10 protein-coding genes are annotated in these 12,886 nt (G+C 56.6%); 4 read left to right on the top strand and 6 right to left on the bottom strand.

Going from position 1 to position 12,886, the window contains the following annotated elements; translation table 11 throughout:
• Positions 1 to 526 precede the first annotated feature (526 nt).
• The 3 genes from G5287_RS06260 to G5287_RS06250 form a co-directional block, all read right to left on the bottom strand.
• On the bottom strand, positions 527 to 1,897 hold the full coding sequence (locus tag G5287_RS06260; RefSeq protein WP_005336844.1) for an L-serine ammonia-lyase: 1,371 nt from the start codon (positions 1,895 to 1,897) through the stop codon (positions 527 to 529).
• Between the two features lie 275 nt (positions 1,898 to 2,172).
• Positions 2,173 to 3,558, bottom strand: coding sequence for an L-serine ammonia-lyase (locus G5287_RS06255; protein WP_421231040.1), 1,386 nt, complete (start codon positions 3,556 to 3,558; stop codon positions 2,173 to 2,175).
• A 154-nt stretch (positions 3,559 to 3,712) separates the two neighbouring features.
• Positions 3,713 to 3,997 (bottom strand): pyrimidine/purine nucleoside phosphorylase, encoded by a 285-nt coding sequence (locus G5287_RS06250; RefSeq protein WP_005336842.1) that lies wholly within the window; start codon positions 3,995 to 3,997, stop codon positions 3,713 to 3,715.
• Positions 3,998 to 4,267: 270 nt separating this feature from the next.
• On the opposite strand from G5287_RS06250, the gene G5287_RS06245 reads away from it, so the two are divergent.
• Positions 4,268 to 5,509, top strand: coding sequence for a dicarboxylate/amino acid:cation symporter (locus G5287_RS06245; protein WP_005360943.1), 1,242 nt, complete (start codon positions 4,268 to 4,270; stop codon positions 5,507 to 5,509).
• Between the two features lie 1,596 nt (positions 5,510 to 7,105).
• On the opposite strand, the gene pfkA is transcribed toward G5287_RS06245, so the two are convergent.
• The 3 genes from pfkA to elyC form a co-directional block, all read right to left on the bottom strand.
• On the bottom strand, positions 7,106 to 8,077 hold the full coding sequence (pfkA, locus tag G5287_RS06240; protein ID WP_005336840.1) for a 6-phosphofructokinase: 972 nt from the start codon (positions 8,075 to 8,077) through the stop codon (positions 7,106 to 7,108).
• Between the two features lie 149 nt (positions 8,078 to 8,226).
• The gene (tpiA, locus tag G5287_RS06235; protein ID WP_047440675.1) at positions 8,227 to 8,982 is read right to left on the bottom strand and encodes a triose-phosphate isomerase; all 756 of its coding nucleotides are present in this window, start codon (positions 8,980 to 8,982) and stop codon (positions 8,227 to 8,229) included.
• A gap of 135 nt (positions 8,983 to 9,117) precedes the next feature.
• Positions 9,118 to 9,888 carry an envelope biogenesis factor ElyC gene (gene elyC, locus G5287_RS06230; RefSeq protein WP_421231039.1) on the bottom strand — a complete coding sequence of 257 codons (771 nt, stop codon included), beginning with the start codon at positions 9,886 to 9,888 and terminating at the stop codon, positions 9,118 to 9,120.
• Positions 9,889 to 9,989: 101 nt separating this feature from the next.
• Between elyC and cmoM the strand changes: the two genes are divergently transcribed.
• The 3 genes from cmoM (at position 9,990) to mukE (ending at position 12,886) form a co-directional block, all read left to right on the top strand.
• Positions 9,990 to 10,766, top strand: coding sequence for a tRNA uridine 5-oxyacetic acid(34) methyltransferase CmoM (gene cmoM, locus G5287_RS06225; protein ID WP_421231038.1), 777 nt, complete (start codon positions 9,990 to 9,992; stop codon positions 10,764 to 10,766).
• Positions 10,767 to 10,866: 100 nt separating this feature from the next.
• The gene (gene mukF, locus G5287_RS06220) at positions 10,867 to 12,186 is read left to right on the top strand and encodes a chromosome partition protein MukF (RefSeq protein ID WP_120414339.1); all 1,320 of its coding nucleotides are present in this window, start codon (positions 10,867 to 10,869) and stop codon (positions 12,184 to 12,186) included.
• Positions 12,167 to 12,886 (top strand): chromosome partition protein MukE, encoded by a 720-nt coding sequence (mukE, locus tag G5287_RS06215; protein ID WP_005345759.1) that lies wholly within the window; start codon positions 12,167 to 12,169, stop codon positions 12,884 to 12,886. Before mukF ends, mukE begins: the two co-directional genes overlap by 20 nt.

Raw genomic sequence — 12,886 nt, 5'->3', positions numbered from 1 at the left:
CTTTTTTTGTCTCCACTGCGCGATGAGTTATCCATCAAATGGGGCGCAAAGAGGGCGATGATAACTGTGCTAAAACCAGTTTGCGCGATGTGCTGTGGCCAAAATGATGAGCTAACCCACTGTTTGTGTGCTTGATTGTTTGCCCTGATCACGAAAGTGCCACATAGGTGGAAATCAAAGTGGCGGCGTGATATCCGCAGGGTGAGCGGTAACCGCATTTTGCCAGGCAAGGGTATGCCTAAAGGGGAGGATATTGAGCTGAGGGGCCATCTTGATATCAATTAGTTGTGAAAGCGTGGCAGGGGCAGAACGTCGCTTCCAATCCATTGAGACGAGTTAATCAAGGTATGTAATTAGAGAGGCATTTAGACAAGGCAATCCACATTGCGGTGGCGTAGCAGGGGTATATCAGCAACGCCCTACAGTGAAATGGTCGGTATGCCGTTATAAGTGCCCGGCATCCCATTCGGGCAATAAAAAAGGCGGGATATCCCGCCTTTGTTCAGATGAGGGTCGCAACCCTTATTTATTCGCAAGCAACCTGCATCACCTTGATGGCCAGACCACCACGGGAGGTTTCACGGTACTTGGAGTCCATGTCCTTGCCGGTGATGTACATGGTCTCGATCACCTTGTCCAGAGAGACGCGCGGCTTGGAGGTACGACGCAGGGCCATACGGGAGGCGTTGACAGCCTTCATGGCTGCGATGGCGTTACGCTCGATGCAAGGCACCTGTACCTGACCGGCAACCGGATCACAGGTCAGACCCAGGTTGTGTTCCATGCCGATCTCGGCAGCTTCGCAGACGTGCTCCGGGCTACCGCCCATCAGCTCGGTCAGACCGGCAGCGGCCATGGAGCAGGAGACACCCACTTCACCCTGACAGCCCACTTCGGCGCCGGAGATGGAGGCGTTCATCTTGTAGAGGATGCCGACGGCACCGGCAGCCAGATAGAAGCGGGTGTATTCGTCGCGGCCAACCGGCTGGATGAACTTGTCGTAGTAAGCCAGTACGGCCGGGATGATACCGGCAGCGCCGTTGGTCGGGGCAGTGACCACTCGGCCACCGGCAGCATTCTCTTCACTCACGGCCAGAGCGAACATGTTGACCCAGTCAACGATGTTCATCGGGTCGCTCGAGAGGTTCTCGTTGGTGTTTAGCTGACGGTAGAGCGGTGCGGCACGACGGGGTACGCGCAGCGGGCCGGAGAGAACGCCTTCGGTACGGCAGCCGCGCTCGATACCTTCGCGCATGGTGTTCCAGATCTTGCCGAACTTCTTGTAGATCTCTTCCGGAGTGTTGAAGCACTTCTCGTTTTCCATCATCAGGGCAGAGATGGAGAGACCGGTCTGGCTGCAATGGGCAACCAGCTCGGCAGCGCTCTTGAATGGATAGCGTACGGACATGTCGCCGCTGTCAGCCTTGCCGAAGTTCTCTTCGTCAACGATGAAACCGCCACCGATGGAGTAGTAGGTCTTGCTGTAAACCACTTCATCTTCGATCAGGGCGGTCAGCTTCATGCCGTTTTCGTGCAGCGGCAGGGCTTCGTCGTGGAATACCATGGCGTCACGCGGGAAGCTGACAGTGTGGCAGTGCAGGCCGATCGGCAGGCGCTCGGTCTGCTCAACACGGGAGATAAACTCGGGGATGGCATCGATATCGACATTTTCCGGCAGGTTGCCAGCCAGGCCCATGATGATGGCAGTGTCGGTATGGTGGCCTTTGCCGGTCCAGGAGAGGGAGCCGTAGACATCGACATTGATCCGGGTTACATCGCGGATCTTGCCGCCCGCGCGCAGCTCGTCAACAAACTGTTTGGCCGCTTTCATCGGGCCAACAGTGTGGGAAGAAGAGGGGCCTACACCGATTTTGAAGATATCAAAAACGCTGATCATGTCACTATTACCTCAGGGTAGAAGGGGGCGGCATGCCCACTCACAGAAATTTGGGAGATCCATGGAACGCGCTTGTCAGCGCAGGTCACAGAACCAGATAACCGTAGTGTAACGGCTCCAGGCCTAAAAAAAGTTGAAATAGATCTATTTTTGTTGAATCTGAGGCGCGAGTATAAAATTTATTTTTGTGCTTATCCATTTTGTTAAGCGTTTGCCCATAAAAATACCCGGCGATGCCGGGCATTTCGGAACCAAATGGAGTCAATTGCCGTTTTTTAACATTCGGTAATGTTAACGGCGAGGCCGCCACGGGCCGTCTCTTTGTATTTGGTCTTCATGTCGTTGCCGGTCTCCCACATGGTCTTGATCACCTTGTCGAGCGACACCTTGTGCTCGCCGGTGCCGCGCAGGGCGAGGCGGGCGGCATTGATCGCCTTGACCGCCCCCATGGCGTTGCGCTCGATGCAGGGCACCTGCACCAGTCCGCCGATGGGATCGCAGGTGAGCCCTAGATTGTGCTCCATGCCTATTTCGGCGGCGTTCTCCACCATGGCCGGACTACCCCCCAGCAGTTCGGTCAGCGCGCCAGCCGCCATGGAGCAGGCAACCCCAACTTCACCCTGACAGCCCACTTCGGCCCCGGAGAGGGAGGCGTTCTTCTTATATAAGATGCCGATGGCAGCCGCGGTGAGGAAGTAGCGGATCAGCGTCTCGTCATCCACCTTGTGAACGAAGCGATCGTAGTAGTGCAGCACGGCGGGAATGATGCCTGCGGCGCCATTGGTGGGGGCGGTCACCACCCGGCCACCGGCGGCGTTCTCTTCATTGACGGCCAGTGCAAACAGGTCGACCCACTCCATCACCATCAGCGGGTCCTTGTTGAAGTTGGTCTCGCAGCTTAGCTGGCGGAACAGCCCCGGGGCGCGGCGCCGAACCTTGAGGCCGCCCGGCAGCACCCCTTCGCTTTTGCAGCCTCGCTCGACGCAGCCCTGCATCGCCTGCCAGATCTTGCGCAGCCCCGCTTTTATCTGCTCATCGCTGCGAAAGACCCGCTCGTTGGCGAGGATCAGCCCCGAGATGGAGAGGCCGCTCTCCTGACAGTGGGCCAGCAGTTGGGCGCCGCTGTCGAACGGGTAGGGGACAGGGTGTTCGGCATCAGACTTGGCGGCCTCTTCCTTGGCGGTGGCAAAGTGGCTCTCTTCAATGATGAAGCCGCCCCCGATGGAGTAGTAGGTCTGGCTGAAGCGCAGGTTTTCCTCTTTATCAAAGGCGCGCAGAGTCATGCCATTGGTGTGGGCCGGCAGGGTCTTGCGGCGGTTGAAGATGATGGCACCGGTGCGGGGAAAATGGCTTGGTTGTTCGCCTGCCAGCTGCAGGCTCTGTTCCTTTTCCACTCGAGCCAGAATGGCGGGAATCGCATCGATATCGACCGATTCCGGTTCAAAGCCCGATAACCCCAGAATGATTGCCTTGCCGGTACCGTGTCCTTTGCCGGTCTGGCCCAGCGAGCCGTAACACTCCACTTCGACCCGCGTGACCTGTGGCAGATGCCCTTGCAGCTTGAGCTGCTGGACGAAGGCATAAGAGGCACGCATGGGGCCGACGGTATGGGAAGAGGAGGGGCCAATTCCGATGGAAAACAGGTCAAACACGCTGATCATGACATCAATCCGGTGATGGTTTATGTCTGTTTATTCTAGGATTTTTGCCGTGGATGGAAAGCGGGGATGTGCGGTGCTGTGACATGGACACAGATAATGGGGCTGGGGATTGCCCAAGAAGGTTGAAGGGGGGGCTCCCCTTCAACCGGCCTGATCAGTCGAGAAATTCGCACAGATAGGCAGTAGGAGTTTTCACTTCCAGTTTGAAGGAGGAGTGACCGGCCACCAGGAAGGATTCACCCTGGCTGTAGGTGTGCCACTCATCTTCATCAGCCAGCTGGATGGTGAGGGCGCCCTTGATCACTGTCATCCGTTCTGGGGCGGCGGTGTTGAACAGGTAGTCACCGGCATTCATCACCCCGACGGTTGATTTCTCGCCTTTTTGTTCGAAACCGATGGATTTTACATTTCCGTCAAAATACTCGTTAACTTTCAGCATCTTTACATCCCTGTGTGTACGTTTGTGCAGCCAAACTAGCACAATCTTTTGCCAGTTGTCATGGGGGATGAGGTAAAAATCGCCGAGACCGCTTTGAATCTTCACTTTTTCGCAAACTTATTAATAGCCAAGGTTAATGATTTGCTGATTTAAAACAGCAATTAAATGTGAGATAACACGCGCAAACAGGGGAATGGGCAGCCGCTCATTCCCCTGTTTGGTTAATTGCACTGGGAAAAGTGTGAATTTTGCTACATAAAGGAACATATTGTGTTAACTAAAGGACTCATTAAAAACATCGGCTTCCAGGTTGTGGTCGCCATGGTACTGGGCGCAGTGGTCGGCGCGTTCATGGGTGAACAAGCCACCGTGTTTGCACCGCTCGGTACCCTGTTTATCCAGCTGATCAAGATGCTGGTGATCCCGCTGGTGGCTGTTGCCATCCTCTCCGGCGCCGCCAATCTGGGCGCCAGCCCGGCTGCGGGCAAGATCGGTGCGGCTACGCTGGCCTTCTTCCTCGTGACCTCAGCGTTGGCCGTGTTGCTGGCGCTGGTGATGGGGCAGATCTTCAAGCCGGGTGTCGGGGTCGATTTCGCTTCCGTCGCCTCCATGTTTGGCGGTGACTACGCCGATAAAGGGGCGCTGCCGGATGCAGTCGCCACCTTGCTTGGCATGATCCCCACCAACGTCTTCAACTCCCTCAACGAAGCGAACATCCTGCAGATCCTAGTGTTCTGCATGTTCCTCGGCATTGCGCTGGCCAAACAGCCGCGCGAGCGGGCCAAGCCACTGGTCGATGGGCTCAATACCCTGGTGGATGCCTTCGTCTGGATGATCAACAAGGTGATGATCATCGCGCCGCTCGGGGTGTTCGGTCTGATGGCGGAAGCCATCGGTACCTATGGCTTCGATGTGCTGACCCTGGTACTCAAGCTGTTCGTGGTCTATGTGGCTGCCATCCTCATCTTCGGCTTCGTGGTCTATCCGCTGCTGGTGATGATGTTCTCCAATACGCCGGTAATGAAGTACCTCTCTGCCATGAAGAAGCCGCAGATCGTGGCCTTCTCCACCGCCTCTTCCATGGCGACCCTGCCGGTCAATATGGAGACCTGCGAGCATGATCTGAAAGTGACCAACGCGACCGCTTCCTTCGTGCTGCCGCTGGGGGCCACCATCAACATGAGCGGCAACGCCATCTATTACGGTCTGGTCGCCATCTTCTTCGCGCAGGTTTACAACATCGATCTGAGCGTCGGTGCCTGGGCGGCCATCATTGTGACCTCCACTCTGGGGGCGATCGGTCAGGCCGGTGTGCCGGGCCCAAGCTTCCTGGTGGTTGCCGTGCTGCTGGCGGCCGGGATCCCCATCGAAGGGTTGCCGCTGCTGTTCGCGCTGGATCGTCTGTTCGACATGATCCGCACCTCCCTCAATATCACCGGCGATGCGGCCTGTGCTGTCATTGTTGACCGCTTTAGCCCGGAATATGACCCAGAGCGCTGGAACAAGGCATAATTGCTTTGAGCTGGACTGAGATATAACAGCCCTGAGCTGACACTGCGTAACGCGAGCCCCTGCCATGATGGCGGGGGCTTTTTATATCTGCCGGACAAGCATCAGAGCAAAGGTGTGCACAAGAGATTGCTGACGGATTTAGCTGTGTTGAATGGATAGCACAGGAGGGGAAAACATCAGTTGTGGGCATGGGCCGTATGGCGTTAACCGGCCTGTTGTAGATGCCGGGGTAGGGGATTGTCAAACGGCGGGTAACAAAAAGGGGAGCCTCGCTCCCCTCGGATATGATTTGCTGCTGGTTCTACTCCATCAAGCCATATGGTTAAACCATCCTGGTTACACCCTTGTGGCGAAAGAAACAGCGTCAACGTGATGAAATCATATCTATGTTGACCATCTCGGCATTATTACTGAAAAGCGCCAGTTGGTGGCGATTAAACAGACATGGCAAAGAGGGTCGGTCCGGATTGATGCCTCTCTATCCGGCTCAGAACTGTGACAGTGAGGGCAGAGAGACAGCAACCAGGGTGAAAAACACCGTGAAAACGGCAGTAACGACAAACTCTTTCATTTTTCTCTCCCTAAGTTGTTGGTTGATGTAGTCAAGATACCATAACAAGGGGGTAAAACAAGGTGTAAATTGATAAAATAGCCATTTTATGTTTCAGGTTGGTTGAAATGGCTGTTTTTGTCATATTGAGCTGATTTTATCACCTGCTCTGGCATGGTAGGCATTCAAGATTCTGTTTTTATGATTATTTCATTTAAATTCAATTGGTTGTTGAGATGTTGGTTGGCTTGGTGGTGGGTCTTTTATGGAGCTTTAGTGGCGTTTTATAAGTTTTCACCCTTGCAACAGTGCCATTGAGGCCATAAAAAGTGTGTAAGGCCATAGTTTGACGATTCCTGACGTAGATAGCTCATCCAAAAGAAGTCTATGGAGACAATCTGGTTGCCAGCCCTTGTCTTACCATCACTTTATCAGTCCGGAGTCTCCGCATTTTTACAGCAATATACTGGGTTCATAGGGAGGAGAGCGGTGCATCGGGGGGATACAGAGTAGCAGCTGGCTGTTTTATAACCGCCAATTTTCCCGTCGGTCTCGGTATAGACATGGCCGCAGCAAGAGTGAGGTGCGCAATAGGCCAGAGGCGTATCCTCTGGCTGGGCTGGGTGCGAGCAGCGATTTGCGTGGGCGGTACATCTGCGTGAGTCATGTGAGTGCAATACGAGAGCTGCGCCGGAGCATGGTTGGGTGAGATATCTGAATCCCTTCTGCAAGATTGAGACATAAAAAGCGGCGTATGACGAGGAGGCCGAACAAGCTCGTTTCAGGGTCGACAGAGTGCAGATCAACGCAATCCGGTTCGCAGTGATAAAACATCCACGACAATACCGGAACTCTGTTCGTAGGCTGAAGCCGGTTGCTGTGAGGAGAGGAAGGCTAGTGATCAGTCAGATGGCGCAAGGGTTGGAATCAGGCAACCCGTATGGTGAGGGCCACACAGCGTGTCGATGCCCCCGTTTTTGTAAGATATTAAAAAACCCTCCGATGGAGGGTTTTTGTCATCAACAGCCGGTAAAAAGCCGCGAGGCTTAGAACAGGGTGGTGGAGAGGTTGTAAAGCTCCTGATCGAACGGACGCTTCATGTTCTCGATGCAGTCGATGATGTCGTGGTGTACCAGCTCGTTGCGCTGGATACCGACGCAGCGACCACCGTGACCAGCCAGCAGCTGCTCAACGGCGTAAGCACCCATACGGCTGGACATGATGCGGTCACGAGCAGTCGGGGCTCCGCCACGCTGGATATGACCCAGGATGGTGGCGCGGGTTTCACGACCGGTCAGGGCTTCGATGTCTTTCGCTAGGGCGTTCACGTCGGTAACGTGCTCGCAGATGGTGATGATGGCGTGCTTCTTGCCCTTGGCTTCGCCTTCCTTGATCTGCTTGAGCAGCTTCTCTTTGTCGAAGGCTACTTCCGGCACGATCACATATTCGGCACCACCGGCAACGGCGGCAGACATGGCCAGGTCGCCACAGTGGCGGCCCATGATCTCGACCACGGAGATACGGTGATGGGAGCTGCAGGTGTCGCGCAGACGGTCGATGGCGTCAACAACCACGTTCAGGGCGGTATCAAAGCCGATGGTGAAGTCGGTACCGGCGATGTCGTTGTCGATGGTGCCCGGCAGGCCGATGCAGGGGAAACCTTCTTCGGTCAGCTTCTTGGCACCCATGTAGGAGCCGTCACCACCGATGACGACCAGCGCATCGATACCGTGTTTTTTCAGGTTTTCGATCGCTTCGGCGCGCACTGCGGGGTCTTTGAAGGCAGGGAAACGGGCGGAGCCGAGGAAAGTACCACCACGGTTCACCACGTCGGAGACGCTGTGACGCTCTAGCTTGACGATGCGATCCTGGTGCAGACCGAGGTAGCCATCATAAATACCGTAAACTTCCAGGCCATGATGCAAACCGGCGCGAACCACGGCGCGAATGGCTGCGTTCATACCCGGTGCGTCGCCACCACTGGTCAAAACACCAATACGTTTGATTTGTTTGGTCATGAGTGCCTCTGGATCTGAGTTGTCAAATACGAATGTTTAAATAGACAAGCCACTTTTACTATATCGGCTTTCATATGGGATGCGGGGGCCACCATAGGAAAAGCGATACAAGAGAGGGGACGAGCCCCTCTCTTTGCCGTAATCAACGATTACTTGGCAGCGCCAGCGATGATCTGGGAGAAGTCGTCCACTTTCAGGGACGCACCACCGACCAGGCCACCGTCGATGTCCGGCTGACCGAACAGGTCGGCTGCAGTGGCGCCAGTGACGGAACCGCCGTACAGGATCTGTACTTTGGCAGCAACAGCGGCATCAAAACCGGCCAGGTACTGACGGATGTGAGCGTGAACGGACTGAGCGATCTCCGGAGTGGCAGTCTTGCCAGTACCGATGGCCCATACCGGCTCGTAAGCGATAACGGCGTTGTTGAAGGAGGCGATACCGCAACGGTCGATAACGGCTTTCAGCTGGGTCTCAACCACGTTCTTGGTCACGCCGGCTTCGAATTGCTCCAGAGTTTCACCGATGCACAGAACCGGGATCAGGCCGCCTTTCTGGATCGCTTCGTACTTGGCAGCAACCACGTCGTCAGTCTCTGCGTGCAGGGTACGACGCTCGCTGTGGCCGACCAGAGAGTAGGTGCAACCAAAGGCTTTCAGCATGGAGGGGGCGTTTTCGCCGGTGAAGGCACCAGACTCGTGAACGTCAGCGTTCTGGGCACCGTAGGCAATCTTGCTGCCAGCGGTCAGTTGCTCAACCAGACCCAAAAAGATAACCGGCGGGCAGACGGCGACTTGCACAGAAGGATGAGCGGCAGCAGCCGGGGTCAGTCCTTTGATCAGAGCTTCTACAGAAGCTTTGGTGCCGTTCAGTTTCCAGTTCCCCATTACCAGGTGCTGTCTCATCTTGTATATCTCCTAGGCATTTGATTGCGCGACATTATATGAATTGAACCGAGCCCAAGATAGCTGACCCGGCGGTAAATGACGTAATTTTTTTTCGCTTTCCTGATCCAAATCAGGAATGAAACGCTTGATCGCTCATTCGTTAACCTGCCCCCGCAAGCGAGCCCACCATACCCCAATCCATTCGTGGATGGCAGCTTCGGAATACATCAGATAACGCCCTTTGGGTAAATAACTGTAGAGGGGCTGGGGTACCTGGCTCTGCTTGGCGGTGTAGTCGGTGGGGGCTGGCACGGCCTTGAGTCCCTGACCCTGATAGAGGGCCATGGCACGCGGCAAATGAGTGGCCGAGCTGACCAGCGCCACCTCTTTTCCTTTCAGATGGCGACTGATACTGACCGCCTCATCATGAGTGTCTTTGTTGTTTTCAAACAACGTCATCCGCGCGCGGGGAATGCCGAGACTCTCGGCCATCCGGGCATTGACCTCGGCATTGGAGAGGGGATCTCCCGATACATAGCCCGAAAAGACAAGCTCTGCCTGCGGATACGCCTGGGCCAGCCGTACCCCCTCGAGGGTGCGAGCCAGTGCAATATTGTTTTGCCAGGAGCGCTCGGGCACCGCCGGATCGCTGACATGGCCATTGCCGAGCACCACGATGGCGTCGATGTTGGGATGCTGGCTCACCTCGAATGGCGGGAAGGTTTGTTCCAGCCCGCGGGCCAGTTCATAGCTCACCGGCCGCATCCCCATCAGCGCCACAATGAGCAGCGAGAGGGTGGCCAGCAGCTTGCCGGTTTTCTGAAAACGGGTGAACCAGAGCAGCAGCAGGGCGACCAGCAGCAGGGAGAGGGAGAAGGGGAGCGGCATCAACAGCTGACCCAGCCACTTTTTGAGCACAAACACGACAGACACTTCCTTGAGTTTTCAGCAAATTCGGGATGTGACAGAATACCTCTCTTTTTTGGGATGGCCACAACCCTGTGGCGCTAATGTTGAGTTTCTCCTTGAAGCACGATCAGAGTTTTGACGGGCGCGCCGACAAGTTCGCCCGCAACATTTACGACTCCACCAAGGGGCGCATCCGCACCACCATTGTCTGGAGCGACATCGAAGCCTGCCTGGCCCGCCTTGGCAACCGACCGCTGCGCATCCTCGATGCGGGGGGCGGGTTTGGTTATTTCGCCCAGAAGCTGGCGGCCATGGGCCATCAGGTGGAGCTGTGCGATCTGTCAGCAGAAATGCTGGAACTGGCCCGCAGCCAGATCGCCGAGAAGGGGCTGGAAGACAAAATCCGTCTCATCCATTGCCCCATTCAGGATCTGAAGCAACACGTGACCGGTACCTTTGATCTGGTGCTCTGCCATGCGGTGCTGGAGTGGCTCGCCGAGCCGCGCCAGACCTTGCTGGGTCTGTTCCCTTTCGTCAATGCCGGGGGCATACTGTCGCTGCTTTTCTACAACCGTCATGGCTTGCTGTTCCAGAGCTTGGTGGTGGGCAATTTTGACTATGTGCGCCTTGGCCTTCGCAAGAAGCGGCAGACAGCGCTTACGCCCACCAATCCCCAATTGCCGGAGCTGGTCTATGACTGGATTGGTCGCGGGGGGCTGCGCATCATCGGCAAGACGGGGGTGCGGGTCATCCACGACTATATGCGTCACAAGCAGGATCAGGTGGAGAAGTTCGACGATCTGCTGGCCATGGAGCAGCAATATTGCCGTCAGGAGCCTTTTGTCGCCCTCGGCCGCTATATCCATGTGATGGCCCAGAAGCCGGCCAGCTGATTGCTCGCTGTTCACGTCGATGTGAACCATGTTTTCGATGCTACCGGATGTAGCCGCGCGCATGATTTTGCGCCCAATACAACAACGAGATGACAACATCATGATGAGTACATCCCGTACCCTGCCAGAGATGGTGGGATGGGTCAGGCAGGAGGGGTTGGCGCTGAGCCTGCCGACCGACCGGCTGGCCTTTCTGATTGCAATCAAGACCCTGTCCGAAGATGAGTCGGACCTGTCGGAAGCGGCGCTGCACGATGCCTTTGGCTATGTCAGCAGCGCCTTCGGCCAGATGGACGAGACCCTCACCGGTCGCGCCAACAACGCCATCAACGATCTCATTCGTCAGCAGCTGCTGTCGCGTTTCAACACCGACATGGTGGCGGGGGAGAGCCTCTACCGCCTGTCGCGTCTGGGTGTGAGCATCGTCGACTTCTTTATGGATCAGCGTCAGGTTGACTCCATCAAGCTCTCCATTCTGCTCGAGCACCTGGCTGCCGAGCTCGACACCGCCCGCAAGGCGGCGCTTGAAACCAACACCCGCGAGCAGTGGGATGCCGAGGTGCTGCCGCGCCTCACCTTCTCGCTGGAAGAGACCTTGGGGCGCATCGATCTCACCCAGCGCGCCATGGATGAGCAGCAGAATCAGGTCAAAAGCGAGATCGCGGCCCTGCTGACCCAGAACTGGGTCGATGCCATTCACAGTTGTGAAAAGCTGCTGCACGAGACCGGCCAGACCCTGCGCGAGCTGCAGGATACCCTGGACGCTGCCGGCCACCGTCTGCAAGCGGGGCTGCTCAATATTCAGGAAGCGGCGCAGGGGCGCGACGATCTGTTCCACGTCGAGGAGCTGACTCACGCCTTGCAAGGTCGTCTTGACGTCATCACCAGCTGGGGTCAGCAGTGCATCGAGCTCTGGTCCCGCTACGACAGACACGTCCACAAATTTATCCGCAACGCCATCGACATGGACAAGAACCGCGCCTTCAGCCAGCGGCTGCGCGAGTCCATCCGCAATTTCGAGCAACACAACTGGCAGCTGCGGGTGGCCGAAGAGCCCCGTCTGCTGGAGCTGCGCGACGAAACCATCGCTATCCACGACGAGGAGGTAACCGGTGAGGTGCCCCTCGAGATGGAGTATGTCGAGATGGTGGATATCAACCAGGAGCTGGCCGAGCGTATCGAGCGCTATCTGGCCCGCTACCCCGAGCAGGGCCAGCAGCTGGATCTGGCCGACGTGCTGCGGGAATACCTGCTGGACTACCCGGCTCATGCCCACTTCGATGTGGCGCGTCTTCTGATCGACCAGGCCGTGCGCCTGGGCCATGCCAGCGGCGAGCGCGAGCTGCATCGCCAACCCGCATGGAAACCCATTAACCAAGCTGGATCCAAGGTTCAGGCCTATGTCATTGATCAATACTGAGTTTCCCTTGCCGCTGCGGCTCGCAGAGGCGATTGCCAACCCCTTGTTTCCGCGCATCGACACCGCCTTGCGCTCCGGCCGCCACATCAGTGCCGACGAGTTTGAGCAGCATTCGGCGCTGGTCGAATATCACAGCGAACTGGAGATCTTCTACGGCCGCTATCAGGTGGAGCTGATCAAGGCGCCGGAAGGCTTCTTCTACCTGCGTCCGCGCCCGAGCTCCGACATCGGCACCACTGTGCTCTCCGAGCTCGATATGCTGGTGGGCAAGGTGCTCTGCTACCTCTACCTGAGCCCGGATCGTCTCGCCTCGGAAGGGGTGTTCGCCATGGCCGAGCTGCAAGAAGAGGTGCTGAGCCTCGCCGACGAGAAGCAGCTGCTGCGGATGGTCAACAGCCGCTCCGGCGGTACCGATCTCGACAAGAAGAAGCTGCTCGAAAAGATCCGTACCTCCATGCGCCGTCTGCGCCGCCTTGGCATGATCACCGCCCTTGGCAACGGGGATAAATTCCGGGTCAACGAATCGGTGTTCCGTTTCGCCGCCGACGTGCGTTCCGATGAAGATCCGCGCGCCGTTCAACTGCGGATGATCCAGGAGGGTGAAGCCATCTTCCACGACGACGAAATGCCGAGCAGCGACTCGCTCTTTGATGACATCGAGGCGGATCTCGATGAAGAACAACTGGATCTGGAGGTATAA

Source organism: Aeromonas sp. 603079 (genome assembly GCF_049172135.1).
Classification (GTDB): Bacteria; Pseudomonadota; Gammaproteobacteria; order Enterobacterales; family Aeromonadaceae; genus Aeromonas; species Aeromonas veronii.
The sequence above is the reverse complement of the archived record's forward strand: the minus strand, read 5'-3'. Positions and strand labels throughout refer to the sequence as shown.

Bases quoted from the DNA above. Each gene is read 5' to 3' on its own strand.
- mukE (WP_005345759.1), top strand. From the start codon at position 12,167: ATGTCATTGATCAATACTGAGTTTCCCTTGCCGCTGCGGCTCGCAGAG.
- pfkA (WP_005336840.1), bottom strand. From the start codon at position 8,077: ATGACCAAACAAATCAAACGTATTGGTGTTTTGACCAGTGGTGGCGAC.
- tpiA (WP_047440675.1), bottom strand. From the start codon at position 8,982: ATGAGACAGCACCTGGTAATGGGGAACTGGAAACTGAACGGCACCAAA.
- G5287_RS06255 (WP_421231040.1), bottom strand. From the start codon at position 3,558: ATGATCAGCGTGTTTGACCTGTTTTCCATCGGAATTGGCCCCTCCTCT.
- G5287_RS06260 (WP_005336844.1), bottom strand. From the start codon at position 1,897: ATGATCAGCGTTTTTGATATCTTCAAAATCGGTGTAGGCCCCTCTTCT.
- G5287_RS06250 (WP_005336842.1), bottom strand. From the start codon at position 3,997: ATGCTGAAAGTTAACGAGTATTTTGACGGAAATGTAAAATCCATCGGT.
- mukF (WP_120414339.1), top strand. From the start codon at position 10,867: ATGATGAGTACATCCCGTACCCTGCCAGAGATGGTGGGATGGGTCAGG.